Annotated in this window: 17 protein-coding genes; 13 read left to right on the top strand and 4 right to left on the bottom strand. The window is 67.0% G+C overall.

All coding sequences use genetic code 11. The annotated features are described in order from the left end of the window. Positions 1-175 precede the first annotated feature (175 nt). The 4 genes from AC5Y3Z_RS07285 to AC5Y3Z_RS07300 all read right to left on the bottom strand — a co-directional run bounded on the left by AC5Y3Z_RS07285 (position 176) and on the right by AC5Y3Z_RS07300 (position 4,536). Positions 176-1,360, bottom strand: a complete 1,185-nt coding sequence (locus AC5Y3Z_RS07285) for a PPE family protein (RefSeq protein WP_463825398.1) — start codon at positions 1,358-1,360, stop codon at positions 176-178. Between the two features lie 32 nt (positions 1,361-1,392). Continuing rightward, a complete protein-coding gene (locus AC5Y3Z_RS07290) occupies positions 1,393-2,598 on the bottom strand; it encodes a PPE family protein (RefSeq protein ID WP_463825399.1) in 1,206 nt (401 codons plus the stop codon). A gap of 34 nt (positions 2,599-2,632) precedes the next feature. Next, complete coding sequence (locus tag AC5Y3Z_RS07295) at positions 2,633-2,932, bottom strand: PE family protein (RefSeq protein ID WP_463825400.1); 300 nt, start codon at positions 2,930-2,932, stop codon at positions 2,633-2,635. Between the two features lie 428 nt (positions 2,933-3,360). Further along, on the bottom strand, positions 3,361-4,536 hold the full coding sequence (locus AC5Y3Z_RS07300; RefSeq protein ID WP_463825401.1) for a cytochrome P450: 1,176 nt from the start codon (positions 4,534-4,536) through the stop codon (positions 3,361-3,363). Between the two features lie 68 nt (positions 4,537-4,604). On the opposite strand from AC5Y3Z_RS07300, the gene AC5Y3Z_RS07305 reads away from it, so the two are divergent. The 13 genes from AC5Y3Z_RS07305 to AC5Y3Z_RS07365 all read left to right on the top strand — a co-directional run bounded on the left by AC5Y3Z_RS07305 (position 4,605) and on the right by AC5Y3Z_RS07365 (position 18,830). Beyond that, entirely contained in the window at positions 4,605-4,799 is a 195-nt protein-coding gene (locus AC5Y3Z_RS07305; RefSeq protein WP_463825402.1) for a ferredoxin, read from the top strand. Between the two features lie 181 nt (positions 4,800-4,980). Then, on the top strand, positions 4,981-6,174 hold the full coding sequence (locus AC5Y3Z_RS07310) for a PPE family protein (protein ID WP_463825403.1): 1,194 nt from the start codon (positions 4,981-4,983) through the stop codon (positions 6,172-6,174). Positions 6,175-6,213: 39 nt separating this feature from the next. After that, the gene (locus AC5Y3Z_RS07315) at positions 6,214-7,440 is read left to right on the top strand and encodes a PPE family protein, SVP subgroup (protein ID WP_463825404.1); all 1,227 of its coding nucleotides are present in this window, start codon (positions 6,214-6,216) and stop codon (positions 7,438-7,440) included. Positions 7,441-7,540: 100 nt separating this feature from the next. Further along, entirely contained in the window at positions 7,541-7,855 is a 315-nt protein-coding gene (locus AC5Y3Z_RS07320) for a DUF732 domain-containing protein (RefSeq protein WP_463825406.1), read from the top strand. A 240-nt stretch (positions 7,856-8,095) separates the two neighbouring features. Continuing rightward, positions 8,096-8,395, top strand: a complete 300-nt coding sequence (locus tag AC5Y3Z_RS07325) for a PE family protein (protein ID WP_463825407.1) — start codon at positions 8,096-8,098, stop codon at positions 8,393-8,395. A 257-nt stretch (positions 8,396-8,652) separates the two neighbouring features. Then, positions 8,653-8,949: a WXG100 family type VII secretion target gene (locus AC5Y3Z_RS07330; protein WP_463824769.1), complete on the top strand. Its 297-nt coding sequence runs from the start codon at positions 8,653-8,655 to the stop codon at positions 8,947-8,949. Between the two features lie 32 nt (positions 8,950-8,981). Continuing rightward, positions 8,982-9,266, top strand: a complete 285-nt coding sequence (locus tag AC5Y3Z_RS07335; protein ID WP_463824768.1) for a WXG100 family type VII secretion target — start codon at positions 8,982-8,984, stop codon at positions 9,264-9,266. A gap of 89 nt (positions 9,267-9,355) precedes the next feature. Further along, positions 9,356-10,258 (top strand): ESX secretion-associated protein EspG, encoded by a 903-nt coding sequence (locus tag AC5Y3Z_RS07340; protein WP_463825408.1) that lies wholly within the window; start codon positions 9,356-9,358, stop codon positions 10,256-10,258. 278 nt (positions 10,259-10,536) lie between these two features. Next, complete coding sequence (eccD, locus tag AC5Y3Z_RS07345; protein ID WP_463825409.1) at positions 10,537-12,048, top strand: type VII secretion integral membrane protein EccD; 1,512 nt, start codon at positions 10,537-10,539, stop codon at positions 12,046-12,048. After that, complete coding sequence (gene mycP / locus AC5Y3Z_RS07350; RefSeq protein WP_463825410.1) at positions 12,026-13,897, top strand: type VII secretion-associated serine protease mycosin; 1,872 nt, start codon at positions 12,026-12,028, stop codon at positions 13,895-13,897. The genes eccD and mycP overlap by 23 nt, the downstream gene beginning before the upstream one ends. Further along, the gene (gene eccE, locus AC5Y3Z_RS07355; RefSeq protein ID WP_463825411.1) at positions 13,894-15,114 is read left to right on the top strand and encodes a type VII secretion protein EccE; all 1,221 of its coding nucleotides are present in this window, start codon (positions 13,894-13,896) and stop codon (positions 15,112-15,114) included. Before mycP ends, eccE begins: the two co-directional genes overlap by 4 nt. Then, positions 15,111-16,946, top strand: coding sequence for a type VII secretion AAA-ATPase EccA (gene eccA / locus AC5Y3Z_RS07360; RefSeq protein ID WP_463825412.1), 1,836 nt, complete (start codon positions 15,111-15,113; stop codon positions 16,944-16,946). The genes eccE and eccA overlap by 4 nt, the downstream gene beginning before the upstream one ends. A gap of 615 nt (positions 16,947-17,561) precedes the next feature. Further along, on the top strand, positions 17,562-18,830 hold the full coding sequence (locus AC5Y3Z_RS07365; protein WP_463825413.1) for a PPE family protein: 1,269 nt from the start codon (positions 17,562-17,564) through the stop codon (positions 18,828-18,830). The last annotated feature ends 8 nt before the right edge of the window (positions 18,831-18,838 follow it).

Consider the following 18,838-nt stretch of genomic DNA (forward strand, 5'->3'; position numbering starts at 1 on the left):
CTGTCATCTGTTGAATGCGAAGAGCGACGAGCGCGCTGCACACAGCTCGTCGAGCACCGGGACGGTCACGGCTACTGCGAAACTGTGCAGCGAACGGCGAAGTGCCGCAGAGGTCTTCGCGAAAAGGTCACGCCACGTTGGGGACAACGTGGCGTGACGTCGACAACCAGGTTAACTAGCCGGCTGCCGGTGGTCTGGTCATGAATTTGAGTCGGTGTCCGTAGGCGGGGGTCTTACGGCCGTTGCCGGCGTTGACGAACTGGCCGACGGGGCCGGTCCCGGGCACGTTGCCGGCACTGCCTTCGGCCGCAGCGGGAATCGCGGTGGCCTTGCTGATCGCTGTCGCGCCGGCGGTGCTCGGTGCGGTTGCCGTGGTCCAGCCGGCCGGGGCCGATAACTTGCCGATCGGGACCGCTTTACCCAGACTCGCGGCCACGCCGCCGACGCCGCTGCGCGCGGCCGCTCCGGCGGCCTGGGTAGCTTTTGCGGCTTCCTTGGCGGCGTCGGCAGACAGCGTATTCGCAACAGTGGCGACCTTCGCGAAGCCCGCTGCGTCGTCTCCGAACCACAGCGTGCTCTGGTTCAACAATGCCCACGAATTGATGTAGGGCGACAGGTATTTCGTGTAGAGCGGGACGATGTCGTCGAGGGGAGTGTTGGCGGCGATCCAGCTGTCGATCGCGGCGCCCTGGCCGTTGAGTGGGGACGACAGTGTCTGCAGCACATCGCCGAGACGCGGCGCTATGTGCGATCCCAGGTTGTTGAGTTGGCTTTCCACCGCCTGGCCCGCGCTCTTGAGGGCCGCAACGGCCTGGTCGGCCAGTCCGGTGGGATCGGTGACCTCGGCGGGCTGGGGCAACTCGGTCAACTCGGTGGCGGCCGCGGAACTCCCCGCATAGCTGTACATCGCCCCGGCGTCCTGGGCCCAGAACTCCGCGTACGCCGCCTCGGTGGCCATGATGGCCGGAGTATTGATCCCCAGGAAGTTGGTGGCCACCAACGCCCCCAGCAACGCCCGGTTGGCCGCTATGACCGGCGGCGGGATCGTGGCGGTGAACGCCGCTTCGTAGGCCGCCGCAGCGGTGAATGCCTGACCGGCGGCCTGCTCGGCTTCCGCCGCGCCGCTGTCCAGCCAGGCGATGAACGGTGTCACCGCCGCGACCAGCGATTCCGCGGCCGGCCCGACCCACGGCCCACCGGTCAGTTCCACGATCACCGACCGGTGGCCGTGCGCGACGGAGGCCATCTCAGCTGCCAGGACGCTCCACGCTGCCGCGGCGGCCAGCATGGGCCCCGAACCGGCCCCGGTATACATCCGCCCGGAATTGATCTCGGGCGGCAACAAGCCGAAGTCGAACATCGGTGTCTGTTCCCCCTGATGCCCGATGACCGCTAGCCGGCGGCCGGGGGCTTGGCCATCACCGAGGGCTTGAACCCATATGTCGGCTGATTGCGCCCGTAGCCACCGTTGACGAACTGCCCGAACGGCGGAGCCATCGGGAAGCTGTTGGCGCCCTGAGCACCCGCCGGAACTGCCGAGGCCACCCCCGGATTCAGCGTGGCATGCCACGGCGTCCAACTCGCCGGCGCCGACAACCCGCCCAGCGGCACCGCCTTGCCCAGGCCCGCAGCCACCCCGCCCAGCTTGCCCGCAGCACCGGCCGCAGCCTGTCCAGCACCTGCCGCAGCCTGCCCCGCGCCGGTCGCAGCCTCGGCAGCCTTGCTAGCCGCGGAGGCGGCGTCCTTGCTGAGGGTGTTGCCGAAACTGAGGAGGCCCGAAAGACCACTGCTGTTCTGGCCGACGGATTGGACCACCTGAATCGAAGCCGCTACCGAGTTGATGTACGGCGACAGGTACTTCTGGTACAGCGGCACAATGTCATCCAGCGGCGTGTTGGCCATCAGCCAGGCATCGATGGCCGGGCCGTTACCGTTGAGCGGCGACGACAACGTCTTGAGCACATCGCCGACCCGGGGATTCACGTAAGCACCCACATTGTTGAGCTGGGTCTGGATGGCCGAACCCTGGGCCTTGACCGCGGCGATCGCCTGATCGACGGGCCCGGTCAGCGGATCAGTCACCTCTGCCGGCGCCACCGGTTCGGCGAGCTGGGTAGCCGCCGCGGTGCTGCCGGCATAGGTGTACATCGCCCCGGCGTCCTGGGCCCAGAACTCGCCGTACTGGGCCTCCAACTGCGCAATAGCGGCGCTGTTCTGCCCGAAAATGTTCGTCGCGGTCAACGCCTGCACCAACGCCCGGTTCGCCGCGATCATGGGTGGCGGCACCGACGCCGTCAATGCCGTCTCGTAGGCGTTAGCCGCCGCACCGGCCTGACCTGCCGTCTGTCCCGCCTGCTCGGCACTGTTGGTCAACCACATGATGAACGGCGAAACCGCCGCCGCCACCTGTGCTGAGGCTGGACCGGTCCACGGACCACTGGTCAACGTCTCGATCACCGATCGATGACCCGTCGCCGCCGCTGCCAAGTCCGCCGCCAAACCCTGCCACGCCGTCGCCGCGGCAATCAGCGAAGCCGGACCCGGACCTGCAAAAATTCGCGCCGAATTGATCTCCGGCGGCAACAATCCATAATCCACCACGATGCCCCTGCCCCTGGTCTCTGATACCCGTCTACAGCCCCGCTGCGACGTTGGCCGCCTCGGTGTCCGCGTACGACACCCCATTGGTGGCCAGCGTCGCCGCCAACTGCGCCTGAATCCGCGATGCCTGTGCACTCAACTCCGCAAACCGCTGACCGTGCGTGGCGAACTGCGCTGCCGTCAGCACCGACACCTCGTCGATTGCAGCGGGCAACACCGTCGTGATGGGCCCGGCAGCCGCCGCAGTCCCGGCGTTGAACGCCGCACCCAGCGACTGCAAATTGCTGGCTGCAGCGACCAGGTGCTCGGGATAGGTACGAACAAAAGACATCAGATTCCTCCGGCGTGGCTTGATTTTCGGATTGAGCGCAACACCCCGATGTGCTGCGACTGCCTCGGTCGGCGTCCCACCGCTTTAACAAAAGTCGCGAATTTTATCAGGTCATCTGAAGATCTGGTAGCTATCTCAGTTGACTCACATGAACCACATTAGATTGGCAGCTGCTCTGCAGGAACCGAAGACGCCGACTGTTCACTAGGTGCCGAGTTATGTTCAGCGTGCGTTCAACCCGTGGTTGCCCGTGCCGGTCTGTGAACTGGGCAAATACCATGCAGGGGCAGGCGCTGCCCGATGACCCGAGGATCGGTCCGCAATCTATGTATTCGCTATGTTTCAGGCTGCTCTCCAGTATTTCTATGAACGCTCATAGAAAGGAGCGTCGCTGGGGGAGACGCCGGATACCGGGATAACCACCCCGCTCAGTCCCACTGCAACGGCAGCGACATGAGCGCGAACGTCTTCGATGGAAATGCGATCTGCGGCGAATAATCAGCCGGTAGGCCGAAGTCCGGGATCCTCCTGAGCCACTCTGCGACGACGACCGTCAGTTCCATCCGCGCGAGGTGGGAGCCCAGACAGCGATGTGGTCCGCCGCCGAAACCCCAGTGCCGGTGCAGCTTGCCGTCCATGACCAGCTCGTCGGTGGACGTCACATCGCTGCCGTCGCGGTTGACCGCGGCCATACACAGCCGGACCTGCGCACCTGGTGGCAGGGTCATGCCACCGACGTGGACGAATGTGGTGGTGATCCGGGGCGCCACCGGTGCCGCAGGCTCGAGCCGGACGATCTCCTCGACGAAATGTCGGGTCTGCCGCGGATCGTCACGGATCTGGGCACGCAACAGCGGCCTGCGGGCGAGTTCGAGCAGAGCGAAACCAATGGCCGCCGTCACTGTGTCCAGACCGGCGAGGATCAGCAGGTGACTCATGCCCAGCAGTTCGAGGTCGGTGAGGCCGGCCGGGTCGGTCATGATGTGGGACAACATGTCGGAGCCAGGATGTTGCCGGCGCTGTTGAATCGCGTCGCTGAGATAGCCGAACAGGTTGATCTGCCCCTTTTCCATCTCGGCCAGGGACAGGTAGGCCTGGTCGCCGGTGATGGCGTCTTTCCAGTTGATCAGCCGGTCCCGGTCCTCGAGGGGCAGCCCATAGAGGTCGAGAAACACCTGGAATGGGTAGAGACGTGCCAGCTCGGCCATCGCGTCGCAGCCACCGCGGTCGGCGAGCGCGCCGATCATGTCGGCTGCATGGCGGGCCAGCACGGGTAAGGATTTGCCCAGCGCGTGCGGGCTGAAATAGGGCTGCAGGATCTTGCGGTAGTGGGTGTGTTGCGGCGGGTCGAACGCGAGCGGGAGTACCGGGAGGGGATTGGTCGGCGGCTGCAGCACCCGCGACGAAAAGACCTCGGGATTGCGTAGCGCGGCCAGCACATCCTCGCGTCGAGTCAGGTAATAGTGGCCGTTCATGAAGACCACCGGGCCCGCCCCCCGCAGGACCCGCCAGCCCACCCCGCGATCCGCGGCCAGTGGCAGTGACGAGTATTCGAGCCTGGGCAGGTGGAAATCACCGGCGTGGTAGGCGTCCGGGGGGCTCACGCCGGGAAACCTACCAACGTGGTCGCGTGCGGGGGCGTCCGGCGAGCCGATGGCTAGGCTGACTTCCGATGAGGATTCGTCTCGAACAGTCGAAATGTGCCGGGCACGCACAGTGCTACGCGGTGGACCCCGGGCTGTTCCCGATCGACGGGGCCGGCTACTCGATCCTGCAGGAGCACCAGGTCGCCGCACGAGACGAGCAAGTCGCCAGGGAAGGTGTCGACTCCTGCCCGGAAATGGCACTTGTGCTCGAGTCGGACTGAAACGCTCGCTACCCCTTTCGCCATTTTCCTGAACTGCGGTTTAACAACTAATTCGCGAAAATGAATATCTGGTGGACTGAACCGGGTGCCGCGGCGGTTGCCTCTATGTTTTCAGAGGGTTGCCGCAGCGTGGCCGCGACTGTGCAGAAACGACCCCCATTGTGTGCTGGCTAGGAGGGTGGTGTTCGACTTCGCGGCGTTGCCGCCTGAGATCAACTCGGGCCGGATCTACACCGGTCCAGGGTCAGGACCCCTGCTCGCCGCGGCCTCCGCGTGGGACAGTCTGGCCGTCGAATTGAGTTTGACTGCAACGGGTTACACATCTGTGGTGGCCGAACTGACCACCTCGCTGTGGATCGGACCGGCCGCGGAGTCGATGGTTGCGGCAGTGGGACCGTACGTGAGTTGGCTGAGTGCGTCAGCCGTCCGCGCCGAGGAAGCCGCCAACCATGCCCGCGCCGCCGCGGCCGCCTACGAAACCGCATTCTCGATGACGGTGCCGCCGCCGGTAATCGCGGCTAACCGGGTCCTATTGATGACGCTGGTCGCCACCAATGTATTCGGACAGAATTTCCCCGCCATCGCGGCCGCCGAAGCCGATTATCTGGAAATGTGGGCTCAGGACGCCACGGCAATGTACGGATATGCGGCCTCCGCAGCGCTTGCCACCGAATTGAGCCGGTTCGCCGCGCCTCCCCACACCACCGACGCGCACGACGGCGACACCGCCCCCGAGGCGGCGCACACGATTCCGCAGTTGCTGTCCCGCGCCGCAGTCCGGGATCTCGCGGTGGCACCGGCGGGCGCCTCTCCCTCGGACATCGTGCACATCGTCGACACACCGATCGGGTGGGCACCGATGCTGGGGTGGCTGCCCACGCCCGACAACAACTGGGCGGGGCTCTATCCCGGCATGTACAACGTGCTGCGGCAAACACTGCAGGCGTACTTCGGGGTGGGGTTGGGGAACTTCGGTTGGTCTATCGGGCAACAACTGTTCCCGGGCCTGGGCACCACCGCCGGAGCCGGGGGCGCCTGGTATCCGACACCGCAATTCGCCGCCCTGGGCGCCGGCGGGTGGCATTTTCACAGCGGCATAGGCGTCACGGCGGGCACCGCGTCCGCCGCGCACGTGGGCGGACTGTCGGTGCCGGCGAGCTGGGGCGCCGCGACCGGGAGTGCGCAGCAGACCGTGCCGAAGCTGACGAGCGCACACTTTGCCACCCCGGCGGCCCAGGTAAGCCCCGACAACGTGATGAACGCCGCGCTGCGCGGTGTTCCGCCGGGTGCGCGCAACGGCGAACGCGCAGGCCACCTCGGTGTCCGGTACGGGTTGCGGCACACCGTGTTGACCCGCCCACCCTCGGCCGGGTGACACCGGTCAACGCCACACGGACAAGTGAGGAGTCAGTACATGACAACGGATTTGGCTGCCCTGCCGCCCGAGATCACCTCGGCGATGATGTACTCCGGGCCGGGCGCGGCCTCCTGGTTGGCCGCCGCCTCGGCCTGGAACGCCCTGGCCGCCGAGTTGGCGTCGACGGCCCAGGGCTATGAGGCCGTGCTGGCCCTGCTTGCCGGCGAAGAGTGGCTGGGACCGGCCTCGGCGACCATGGTGCAAGCCGTACAACCCTTTGTGGATTGGACGACGGCTACCGCCGCCCGAGCCGAGCATGCCGCCGTCCAATCGCAGGCGGTGGCGGCAGCCTTCGAAGCCGCGTTCGCCGCGATCGTGCCACCGCCGCTGGTTGCGGCCAACCGCGCCGAGATTGCGCAGGCACTGCAGACCAACATCTTCGGCATCAACAGCGGCGTCATCGCACAGTTGGAGGCCGGCTACGCACAGATGTGGGCCCAGAACGCTTCGACCATGTACACCTACGCCGGATCCGCGGCGGCGGCCAGCGACCTGTCGCCGTTCGACACGGCTCCCGCCATCGCCGACCCGATCGGAACCAACTCTCAGGTGGCCGCGGTCGCCGCCGCACAGGCAACACCGGTGGCCTCGATCCAGGAGTCGCTGCAGAGCTTCTTCCATCAGATCACCAGCCGGTTGGGGTTGCTGTCCACGCCCAGTGGAGCGTCACAACTGGCCCAGGCGGCCGCGACCGACTATCCGATCCTCACCGAAATCTGGTTCCTGCTGACCGGGCAGACCACGCTGCCCAACAACCTGGGCACCTTCATGCAGGGTTATTCCAATTACGCGAGCTTCTTCTACAACACCGAGGGTCTGCCGTACTTCAGCGTGGGTATGGGCAACTTCGGCGTCCAGATCGCCAAATCAGCGGGTTGGCTGAACCCTCCCGCCGCGGCCGCGGCCGCACCAGCTGTCGCGGCGCCGCCGATCAGCGGGGCGTTGGGAACGGCCGGCGGCCAGGTGGCCGCCGGGTTGGGACAGGGCGCCCACATCGGGCACCTGGCGGTTCCGTCCTCGTGGCCCGGCGCATCGGCCGCCCCCACCGTGCGTCCGGCCGTACAGATGATCAGCGAGCCGATCATCGCGGGCGAAAGCGCGCAGAGCGGCAACGTGCTCAGCGGCATGCCCGTCGGCGGGGGCGGCAGCACGCGCGGGGCGGGCGCGGGGCCCCGTTACGGGTTCAAACCCACCGTGATGGCGCGCCCGATGCCCGCCGGATAGCCGCAGCCTTCGCGACGAGCTCGCGAGAATCGACCCCAGGATGCCGGAGCCGGCATGGTTCGCGGTCCGGCTCAACCACTTGATCTGCAGGAGCATCAGAATGTATCGGCGGCTTATCGCGGTGGCGCTGCTGGCGTTGCTCGGCGCGGGCGCGCCCGCACACGCTGACACCGTCGACGACAAATTCCTCGCCGAGTTGCGGTCCGAAGGCATCACCGACCACATTTCCAACTCACATGCGATCGAGGCCGCACACTTCGTCTGCGACAGGCTCGACAGCGGCATGTCGCCCAATGAGGTGGCCAGCGACGTGCTGAACAGCAGCAGCATGCCGGCTTTTCATGCCGGCTTCTTCGTCGGGGCGAGCATCGACGCATACTGCCCTCGGCACAAGGCCGAGTTGCCGGTGTCGTAGCCGTCGCGGCGGAGCAGCCCGGCACAACCCGGCGGTCCGAAGCTGGGAGGTTGCCATGGACTGGTGCGAGGTCAAGCCAAATCGGGTTAACCGCTGTTACTGTGTCGTTACACCAGGTGAATAAGGTTTACCGTCCAGTGAACAACTGCCAACGGGTAGCTTTTGAGGCGACCGGTGGCCGACGCAGTCATCTACTCTCTTGCAGAGAGCGGTTACTGAGAAGATTTGAGAGGAAAAAGCATGTCTTTCGTGACCACACAGCCGGAGGCGCTGACCTCCGCGGCCGGAAACCTGCAGGGTATCGGTACCGCGATGAGCGCGCAGAACGCGGCAGCGGCCGCCCCGACCACCGGGGTGGTTCCGGCGGCCGCCGACGAGGTATCGGCGTTGACCGCCGCCCAGTTCGCCGCGCACGCGCAGATGTACCAAGCCGTGAGCGCCCAGGCCGCAGCGATTCACGAGATGTTCGTGAACACTCTGGCCACCAGTTCGGGTTCGTATGCGGCCACCGAGGCCGCCAACGCAGCCGCCGCAGGCTGATCGAACTGGCAGACAGGCGGTGATTTCGGGGTTGAGCGGCTTGGTCGGAGGCCGTCACTTCGGATCACCTGCATTCGCCGTCGACTCGAACAGCGTGGTTCGGGTTCGACACCTTTCCGGCCGTGACGCAGCCCGGTGGCCGCCGGCTGACGGAAGAGGGGGTTCTCCGTAGTTTTTCCCGGTCGGCGGTTACGCCTGTAGCGCTGATCGGCCATCGCGTTGTAAATCCAGATCATTCACTAACAAGGAGACATCAAGTGGCAACTCGCTTCATGACCGACCCGCACGCAATGCGGGCCATGGCTGGCCGTTTCGAGACCCACGCCCAGACCGTCGAGGACGAGGCCCGTCGCATGTACGCGTCCTCGCAGAACATCGCGGGTGCGGGCTGGAGCGGTCTGGCCTCGGCCACCTCGCTGGACACCATGGGTCAGATGAACACCGCTTTCCGCAACATCGTGAACATGCTGCACGGGGTGCGCGACGGGTTGGTTCGCGACGCGAACAACTACGAGCAGCAAGAGCAGGCCTCCCAGCAGATCCTCAGCAGCTAGCCCGACCGACCCGACACAGAAGGAACACAGATATGACCATCAATTACCAGTTCGGCGACGTCGACGCCCACGGCGCGCTCATTCGCGCCCAGGCCGCCAACCTGGAGGCCGAGCACCAGGCCATCGTTCGCGATGTGTTGGCTGCCGGTGACTTCTGGGGCGGCGCCGGTTCGGTGGCTTGCCAGGAGTTCATCGCCCAGTTGGGCCGCAACTTCCAGGTGATCTACGAGCAGGCCAACACCCACGGCCAGAAGGTTCAGTCCGCCGGCAACAACATGGCGCAGACTGACAGCGCCGTCGGCTCCAGCTGGGCCTGATAACCAAAACTGCGGACGCGGCAGCACACCAGGTAAGTCGGTGTGCTGCCGTGTCCTGTAGTCATCACACAGAGTCAACGAGGTAGGGGATGGATCAACAGAGCACCCGCACGGACATCACTGTCAATGTCGACGGTTTCTGGATGCTGCAGGCACTGCTGGACATCCGGCACGTAGCACCGGAGTTGCGGTGCCGGCCGTATGTCTCCACCGACAACAACGATTGGCTCAACGAACATCCGGGCATGGCGGTCATGCGCGAGCAGGGCATCGTGGTGGGCGACACCGTCAACGAACAGGTGGCCGCGCGCATGAAGGTGCTTGCCGCGCCCGACCTCGAGGTCGTTGCGCTGCTGTCGCGGGGCAAGTTGCTCTACGGCGTCGTCGACGACGAGAATCAGCCCCCGGGCTCGCGTGAGATCCCCGACAACGAATTCCGGGTGGTACTGGCCCGCCGCGCCCAACACTGGGTGTCCGCGGTGCGGGTGGGCAACGACATCACCGTCGATGACGTCGTCGTCTCTGACAGCGCCTCGATTGCCGCGCTGGTGCTGGACGGGCTCGAATCCATCCACCACGCCGACCCGGCGGCGATCAATGCCGTCAACGTGCCCCTCGAGGAGATGCTCGAAGCCACCAAGTCGTGGCAGGAGTCGGGCTTCAACGTGTTCTCCGGCGGTGATTTGCGGCGCATGGGTATCAGCGCCTCCACCGTCGCCGCGCTAGGTCAGGCGCTGTCCGATCCCGCTGCTGAGGTCGCTGTGTATGCGCGCCAGTACCGGGACGACGCAAAAGGACCGAGCTCGTCGGTGCTGTCTTTGAAGGACGGTTCGGGCGGCCGCATCGCCCTCTACCAACAGGCCAGGACGGCCGGCTCCGGCGAGGCATGGCTGGCTATCTGCCCGGCCACCCCCCAGTTGGTGCAGGTGGGAGTCAAGACCGTGCTGGACACGCTGCCGTACGGCGAATGGAAATCGCACAGCAGGGTTTAACAACGCCGTTACGAAACACGCAGTCAGACAACATTTTTCAACATAAAATGCGAGCGGGATGTCAACACGGCATACTGCTCTGGACGGGTTGCACCAGGAAAAGCAGCACGTCACCACAACTATCAGCGCGAGGCGAGGCACATGAACTTGGAGTCAGTCCAGCCGCAGCTCCATGGGAGCAGCGGAGCCACCGGCGCCTCGGTGACCACACCGAGCAAGCCCACCACGCAGCAACAACCAGAAGCTAACTCATTCGCCACGGCGGGAGGTGCAGGACGATGACCGCAGTAGCTGACGCGCCACAGACTGACATCGAGGGTATTTCGTCGCCCAGGGCCGTCGTCGTCGGCATCATGGCCGGCGAGGGGGTGCAGATCGGGGTGTTGCTGGACGCCAACGCGCCGGTCTCGGTGATGACCGACCCGCTGCTCAAGGTGGTCAACAGCCGTCTGCGTGAACTCGGGGAGACCCCGCTGGAGGCGACCGGACGCGGCCGCTGGGCGCTGTGCCTGGTGGACGGCACGCCACTGCGCGCCACCCAGTCGCTGACCGAGCAGGACGTCTTCGACGGCGACCGGTTGTGGATCCGGTTCGTCGCGGACACCGAACACCGCTCGCAGGTCATCGAGCACATCTCCACCGCGGTCTCGTCCAACCTCAGCAAGCGCTTCGCCGCGATCGACCCGGTGATGGCCCTTCAGGTCGGCGCGTCCATGGTGGCCACCGGCGTGGTGCTGGCCTCCGGCGTGCTGGGCTGGTGGCGGTGGCACCACAACAGCTGGCTGACCACGATCTTCGCCGCAATCGTCGGCGTCCTGGTGCTGGTAGTGGCCGGCATGCTGCTGATGCGCGCCAAGACCGACGCCGACCGCCGCGTCGCGGACATCCTGCTGATGAGCGGACTTGTCCCGGTCACGGTGGCGGCTGCCGCGGCACCACCCGGACCGGTCGGTTCGCCGCACGCCGTGCTGGGCTTCGGCGTCCTCGCCGTCGGTGCGGCGCTGGCATTGCGGTTCACCGGTCGCCGGCTGGCGATCTACACCGCGATCGTGACCATCAGCGCGCTCGCCACCCTGGCCAGCCTGTCCCGGATGGTCGCCAACACCAGCGCGGTCACCCTGCTGGCCTGCCTGCTGCTGGCCAGCGTCCTGCTGTACCACGCCGCCCCGGCACTGTCCCGGCGACTGGCCGGCATCCGGCTGCCGGTGTTCCCGTCGGCGACCAGCCGGTGGGTGTTCGAGGCCCGGCCCGACCTGCCCACGACCGTGGTGCGCTCGGAGGGCGGCCCGCCCACCCTGGAAGGACCGGCCTCGGTACGCGATGTGTTGCTGCAGGCCGAGCGGGCTCGGTCGTTCCTGAGCGGTCTGCTGATCGGGCTGGGCGTCCTGGTAGTCGTCACTCTCTCCGCGCTGTGCAACCCGCACACCCACGAGCGGTGGCTGCCGCTGATCCTCGCGGGATTCACCGCCGGGTTCCTGGTGCTGCGTGGCCGCTCGTACGTCGACCGCTGGCAGGCCATTACGCTGGCCGCCACCGGTGTGCTGATCATCGCCGTGGTGGCGGTGCGCTACGCCCTGGTGCTCTCGTCGCCGCTGTCGGTGTCGATCGCGGCCGCGGTGCTGGTGGCCCTGCCGACCGCGGGCCTCACCGCTGCCGCGGTGGTGCCCAACACCGTCTACAGTCCGCTGTTCCGCAAGTTCGTGGAATGGATCGAATACCTCTGCCTGATGCCGATCTTCCCGCTGGCATTGTGGTTGATGAACGTCTATGCAGCGATCCGCTACCGGTAGCACGTGGTCGTGGCGGGGTCGTGCGAGCAGCGCGACCCTGGCCGCGATGCTGCTCACCGGTGGTGCGCTGGCCGGCATGCCGCCCGCGTACGCAATCACTCCGCCGCAGATCGACCCGGGTGCGCTGCCACCGGACAGCCCGCCCGGGCCGATCGCCGCGACGAAGCAGAATTCCTACTGCACCGAGGTAGGGGTGCTGCCCGGCACCGACTTCAAGGTGCAGCCGAAGTACATGGACATGCTGAATCTCACCGAGGCGTGGCGTTTCGGGCGTGGTGAAGGCATCAAGGTCGCCGTCATCGACACCGGCGTGACCCCGCATCCCCGGTTGCCGCGGCTGATTCCGGGTGGCGACTACGTGATGGCCGGCGGTGACGGCTTATCGGACTGTGACGCCCACGGCACCCTGGTGGCCTCGATGATCGGCGGCGCCCCCGCCAACGGCGCCTCGCCACCACCGGCCTCGCCACGGCGGCCCATCACCATTCCCACCCAGGAAAAACCGCCGCCACCGCAGACCGTGACCTTGTCGCCGCTGCCGGCGCCGACCATCACCATGATCCCCGCTCCAGCGCCCCCGCCGTCCGAAGGGGCGCCACCGGGGGCACCGCCGGGACCGGGCCAGGCGCCGTCAGCCAACCGGGGCGGCGGCACGGTGACCATCCCGGGGTACGGCGGCGGTGCAAAGATCCGTCCCGTCGATCACCCGCGGCCGCTGGCACCGACGACGACCTCGCCGTCGCCGTCGACGTCGACGTCGCCCACTACTACCTCGTCTACCTCGTCGTCGTCGTCCGCTTCCACCTCGACGGCACCGCCGACCTCCGCGCCGGGGTCACCCACGCCGACGGCCGCTCCACCGCCCCCGTCGCCGACCGGACCTCCGCCGGACGCGTTCAGTGGAATCGCGCCGGAGGTCGAGATCATCTCGATCCGCCAGTCCAGCCAGGCGTTCGGTCTCAAGGACGCCTATACCGGCGACGAGGACCCGCAGACCGCGGCGAAGATCGACAACGTTCAGACGATGGCCCGCGCGATCGTCCATGCTGCGAACATGGGTGCTCAGATCATCAACATCTCTGATGTGACCTGCATGAGCGCCCGCAACGTCATCGACCAGCGGGCGCTGGGGGCCGCGGTGCATTACGCCGCGGTCGACAAGAACGCGCTGATCATCGCCGCGGCCGGAGACAGCAGCAAGAAGGACTGTAAGCAGAACACCATCTTCGACCCGTTGTCGCCCAACGACCCGCGTGCCTGGAACTCCGTCACCACGGTCGTGACGCCGTCCTGGTTCAGCGACTTCGTCCTCACCGTCGGCGCGGTCGACACGAGTGGTCAGCCGTTGTCGCAGATGAGCATCGCCGGACCGTGGGTGTCGATCTCCGCGCCGGGTACCGACGTGATGGGGCTTTCGCCCCGCGACGACGGTCTGATCAACGCGATCGACGGTCCGGACAACACTTTGCTGACGCCGGCGGGCACCAGCTTCGCGACCGCGATCGTGTCGGGGGTGGCCGCCCTGGTGCGCGCCAAATACCCGGAGTTGTCGGCTTACCAGGTGATGCAACGCCTGATCCACACGGCCCGTCCGCCCGCCCGGGGGGTGGACAACCAGGTCGGCTACGGTGTCGTCGACCCGGTCGCGGCATTGACATGGGATGTTCCTCAAGGACCGCCGCAGGCACCCAAACAACTTTCGGCGCCGCTATCGCTGCCGAAAGCCCCCCCGCCGCGCAACATGGCGCCGGTATGGGTGGCCAGCGGAGGCTTGGCTGCGGCACTACTGATAGGCGGAGCAGTGTTCGGTACAGCGACATTGATGCGACGATCGCGGAAACAACGATGAAGGCGCAGCGCAAATTCGGGCTGTCGTTGACCTGGCCGCGGTTGACGGCGGTGTTCCTGGCCGTCGTGCTCATCCTGGTGCTCGCCAGTCACGCGCCGCAGTCGTGGCAGGGCGACAACCGGGTGGCGTGGTGGGTGGGCGTCGGCCTCGCGGTGATCGTGACGCTGCTGTCGATCGTCACCTACCACGGCATCACCGTGACCTCGGGTGTGGCGAACTGGCTGTGGGACTGGTCCGCCGACCCCGGCGCCGCCCTGGGGGCGGGCTGCACCCCGGCGACCGATTTCAAGCGCCGCTTCGGCCGTGACACGGTGGGCGTGCGCGAGTACCGGGGCCAGTTGGTCAGTGTGCTCGAGATCGATGCCGACGGCGGCAATCACCCGGGCCTTCATCATCACCGCGCGACGGCGGGCTCGCCCGTCCTGCCGGTGGCAGCGGTCGCAAATGGCTTGCGCCAGTTCGATATTCATCTGGACGGCATCGACATCGTCTCGGTGGAGGTGCGGGGCGGCGCCGAAGCTGCCCGCGCGTCGGCCTCCCTGGAGGAGTGGGGCCCGGACGGGTGGGGCTCGAACGAGGCGGGGACCGAGCGGCGCGGCGCCGACCGACGGCGCACCTGGCTGGTGTTGCGGATGAACCCGCAGCGCAACGTGGCTGCCGTGGTATGCCGCGATTCCCTGGCGGCAACCCTGGTCGCGGCCACCGAGCGACTGGTGCAGGACCTGGACGGACAGAGTTGCGCAGCGCGCCCGCTGACCGCCGATGAACTGGCCGAAGTGGACAGCGCGGTCTTGGCCGACCTGGAACCCACCTGGAGCCGGCCGGGATGGCGGCACCTCAAACACTTCAACGGCTTTGTGACCAGTTTCTGGGTGACGCCGTCCGACATCGACACTGAGACGCTGGACGCACTCTGGCTGTCGGCGGCGCCGGAAGTAGGCGCTACGGTGGTTACTGTGCGACTGACTACCCGGGGCGGCCGGCCCCATCTCGCGGCATGGGTGCGCTATCACAGTGAAGCCCGGTTGCCGAGGGATCTGACCACAGGACTCAACCGGCTCACCGGTCGGCAGTTGGCGGCGGTGCGGGCCAGCCTGCCGGCGCCGTCGACGCGGGCACAGCTGGTGGTCCCGAGCCGCGAACTCAGAGACCACGACGAACTGGAATTGCCAATGGGTCACGACGCGGAGCACGTGACCAGCTCAGCAGCACAATGACGCGAGCGCAGTCTGCCGCTGAAGATGCCCGCAATGCCATGGTCGCGGGGTTGCTGGCGTCGGGCATCTCGGTCAACGGACTGCAGCCCAGCCACAACCCGACGGTGGCAGCGCAGATGTTCACCACCGCCACCCAACTCGACGCCGGCATGTGTGATGCCTGGTTGGCGCGCATCCTGGCCGGTGACCAGAGCATCGAGGTGCTGGCCGGCGCCTGGGCGGCGGTAAGGACATTCGGCTGGGAGACCCGTCGCCTCGGTGTCACCGACCTGCAGTTCCGGCCCGAGGTTTCCGACGGGCTGTTCCTGCGGCTTGCCGTCACCAGCGTCGATTCCCTGGCCTGCGCCTACGCCGCCGTACTGGCCGAGAACAAGCGGTACAAGGAAGCGGCTGCCCTGCTCGACGCCACCGAACCCCGCCATCCCTTCGATAGCGAACTGGTCAGCTATGTGCGGGGGGTGCTCTATTTCCGCACCAAACGGTGGCCTGAGGTGCTGGTGCAGTTCCCCGAGGCCACCCAGTGGCGGCACCCGGAGCTGAAGGCGGCCGGCGCTGCGATGGCGACCACGGCGCTGGCGTCGCTCGGCGTCTTCGAGGAGGCCTTCCGACGCGGGCAGGAAGCCATCGAGGGGGACCGGGTACCGGGGGCCGCGAACATCGCCCTCTACACCCAGGGCATGTGTCTGCGGCACGTCGGTCGCGAAGATGAGGCCGTCGAACTGCTGCGCCGCGTGTATTCCCGCGACGCGAAATTCACCCCGGCCCGAGAGGCTCTGGACAACCCCAACTTCCGGCTGGTGCTGACCGATCCGGAGACCATCGAGGCCCGCACCGACCCGTGGGATCCGGACAGCGCGCCGTCGCGTGCGCAGGCCGAAGCCGCCCGGCACGCCGAGGAGGCCGCCCGGTACCTGGCCGAAGGCGACGCCGAGCTGAACGCGATGCTCGGCATGGAGCAGGCCAAGAAGGAAATCAAGCTCATCAAGTCGACCACCAAGGTGAATCTGGCGCGCGCCAAGATGGGGCTGCCGGTTCCGGTGACCTCGCGTCACACCCTGCTGCTCGGGCCGCCCGGCACCGGCAAGACATCGGTGGCGCGGGCCTTCAGCAAGCAGCTGTGCGGGTTGACGGTGTTGCGCAAGCCGGTGGTGGTGGAGACCAGCCGGACCAAACTGCTGGGTCGTTACATGGCCGACGCGGAGAAGAACTGCGAGGAGATGCTCGAAGGGGCACTCGGCGGCGCCGTGTTCTTCGACGAGATGCACACCCTGCATGAAAAGGGTTACTCGCAGGGCGACCCTTACGGCAACGCCATCATCAACACCCTGCTGCTCTACATGGAGAATCACCGCGACGAGCTGGTGGTGTTCGGGGCCGGCTACGCCAAGGCGATGGAGAAGATGCTCGAGGTGAACCAGGGCCTCCGGCGGCGCTTTTCGACGGTGATCGAGTTCTTCAGCTACACCCCGGACGAGCTGGTGGCGTTGACCGTCCTGATGGGCCGGGAGAACGAGGACGTCATCACCGAGGAGGAGGCTTCGATTCTGTTGCCCTCCTACACCAAGTTCTACCTCGACGAGACCTACTCCGAGGACGGCGACCTGATCCGGGGCATCGACATGCTCGGCAACGCCGGATTTGTGCGCAACGTGGTCGAGAAGGCCCGTGACCACCGCAGTTTCCGGCTCGACGACGAGGATCTGGACGCGGTGCTCAACAGTGACCTGACCGATTTCAGCGAAGCGCAGCTGCGACGGTTCCGCGAATTGACGCGCGACGACCTCGCCGAAGGTCTCAGCGCGGCCGTCGCGGAAGAGAAGCGCAACAAGTGACCGGCGACATCTGCAGCTAACCTCTGGGCGCAGACGCCAGGGACAGCTACCGCGCTGACTCGGCGCCGGCCCGGATCGGACCCGGTGCCCGCCGCAGCGCGGCCCGGACCCGCTCGATTCGCCGAAACCGCCCGCTATCGGTGGGGCACGGCGCGCCGGAATATGGATTGTGCGCAACTGCCCGCCGCGGCCGCCACAGCCCGCTACGCTGTGTGAAATTTCGCGCTGGGACGGAAGGATTCGGCACGCCCGGCAAACTCGGACGGCGGCGTCATCCCGGCCTGGGCCACCACAGCGGTGCTTTGCTGCCGCGACAGTGACGGGAGGTGGGGCCGCACTGATCTGTCGAATGCTGATTCCCCGTCGATGACCATTCCCCGATCCGGTCGCGGCGTCCGCAGTCTCCCGTTGGCGCGAGTACCCGACACACGGTGCGCAGCGAGTCGCACGCGCTATCGATCATCACCCGAAGCGGCCGGCGTCCGTAGCTGGGTCGGACCATTCTCACCAAGGAGAAAGTCCGATGCCCCATCCTGTGCCGCGAATGATGCCGAAAGTTGGTTGTGCAGCAACGCCTTTCGCTAATGTTCAGCAAGTCCGAGGGTGGTGACGGCAATGGATTACGGAGCGTTGCCACCCGAGATCAATTCCCTGCGCATGTACACCGGACCGGGTTCGGCACCGATGCTGGCCGCCGCCGCGGCCTGGGATCGGCTGGCAGCTGAACTTCGTGCCACCGCGGCCGGCTGCGAGACGGCGATCTCGGTGCTGACCGGCGACGGCTGGCGGGGTCCGGCGGCGGCAGCCATGCAGGACGCGGTCATCCCGTACCTGACCTGGATGAGCCTCACCGGGCTGCAGGCCGAGCAGGCCGGTGCTCAGGCGGCGGCGGCCGCGGGCGCGTTCGAATCGGCATTTGCCGCAACCGTGCCGCCCGCGGTCGTCACGGCCAATCGCCAGCAGTTGGCGGTGCTGGTCGCGACCAATCTGCTCGGTCAGAACACGCCCGCGATCGCCGCTGTCGAGGCCGCGTACGGCGAGATGTGGGCCCAGGACGCGGCGGCCATGTACGGCTACGCCGTCGGGTCCGCGCTGGCGGCCACGCTGAGCTCGTTCACCCACCCGGCGCCCACCACCAACCCGGCCGGGCAGGCCCGGCAGGGCGAGGCCGTCACCCAGGCCGCCGCCAGTGCCGGAGCCAACCTCACGCAGACCGAGCTGCCGCAACTGATGTCGTCGGTGCCGTCGACGCTGCAAGGCCTCGCTGCACCGACGGCAGCGGCAACGGCCGAAGCCTTCCCCGGTGAGGATCTGCTGGTCAACCTGTTGAACTTCCTGGACGGAGCCGATGGGAACCCGTACGGCACCTTCCTGAACTCCAGCCTGGCGAACGGATTCATCTCAGCCGGGTATGTCAGCCCCGCGATCGTGGCCCCCGCGGCGTTTGCCGGCCTGGCCGACATCAACGCGGTGGTGCTGGGTGCAACGGAGTCCGACGTGCCAGGCATGGGCTCCGGTGAGGGCAACGCGTCCCCGATTCCGTCGCGGTCGCCGGCCAACCCCGCCAACCTGCCCCCGCTGCAGGACGCCGCCGACGTCTCGTTTGCCCGGGGCGGCGTGACGGCTGGCACGAACCAGTCGGCGTTGGTCGGACGTTTGTCGGTGCCCCAGACCTGGACAGCGGCGAGCGCGGTGGCCAATTACGCCGGTACCGCGGCGCCGGGCGGGGGTTGGACCAGCAACGCAGTGGTCCCAGCGGCGGCGGCCGGTCTGCCCGGCGCACCGGGGATGCCGCTACTCGGCATGTCCGGCAACAACTTCGGCAGTCCGCCGCGCTACGGATTCCGGCCGACGATCATGGGACGCCCACCGGCCGCTGGATGACAGGGGGG

This window comes from Mycobacterium sp. NGS61 (genome assembly GCF_059812325.1).

Bases quoted from the DNA above. Each gene is read 5' to 3' on its own strand.
- AC5Y3Z_RS07285 (WP_463825398.1), bottom strand. From the start codon at position 1,360: ATGTTCGACTTCGGCTTGTTGCCGCCCGAGATCAATTCCGGGCGGATG.
- AC5Y3Z_RS07295 (WP_463825400.1), bottom strand. From the start codon at position 2,932: ATGTCTTTTGTTCGTACCTATCCCGAGCACCTGGTCGCTGCAGCCAGC.
- AC5Y3Z_RS07305 (WP_463825402.1), top strand. From the start codon at position 4,605: ATGAGGATTCGTCTCGAACAGTCGAAATGTGCCGGGCACGCACAGTGC.
- AC5Y3Z_RS07315 (WP_463825404.1), top strand. From the start codon at position 6,214: ATGACAACGGATTTGGCTGCCCTGCCGCCCGAGATCACCTCGGCGATG.
- AC5Y3Z_RS07320 (WP_463825406.1), top strand. From the start codon at position 7,541: ATGTATCGGCGGCTTATCGCGGTGGCGCTGCTGGCGTTGCTCGGCGCG.
- AC5Y3Z_RS07325 (WP_463825407.1), top strand. From the start codon at position 8,096: ATGTCTTTCGTGACCACACAGCCGGAGGCGCTGACCTCCGCGGCCGGA.
- AC5Y3Z_RS07335 (WP_463824768.1), top strand. From the start codon at position 8,982: ATGACCATCAATTACCAGTTCGGCGACGTCGACGCCCACGGCGCGCTC.
- AC5Y3Z_RS07340 (WP_463825408.1), top strand. From the start codon at position 9,356: ATGGATCAACAGAGCACCCGCACGGACATCACTGTCAATGTCGACGGT.
- eccD (WP_463825409.1), top strand. From the start codon at position 10,537: ATGACCGCAGTAGCTGACGCGCCACAGACTGACATCGAGGGTATTTCG.
- mycP (WP_463825410.1), top strand. From the start codon at position 12,026: ATGCAGCGATCCGCTACCGGTAGCACGTGGTCGTGGCGGGGTCGTGCG.
- eccE (WP_463825411.1), top strand. From the start codon at position 13,894: ATGAAGGCGCAGCGCAAATTCGGGCTGTCGTTGACCTGGCCGCGGTTG.
- eccA (WP_463825412.1), top strand. From the start codon at position 15,111: ATGACGCGAGCGCAGTCTGCCGCTGAAGATGCCCGCAATGCCATGGTC.
- AC5Y3Z_RS07365 (WP_463825413.1), top strand. From the start codon at position 17,562: ATGGATTACGGAGCGTTGCCACCCGAGATCAATTCCCTGCGCATGTAC.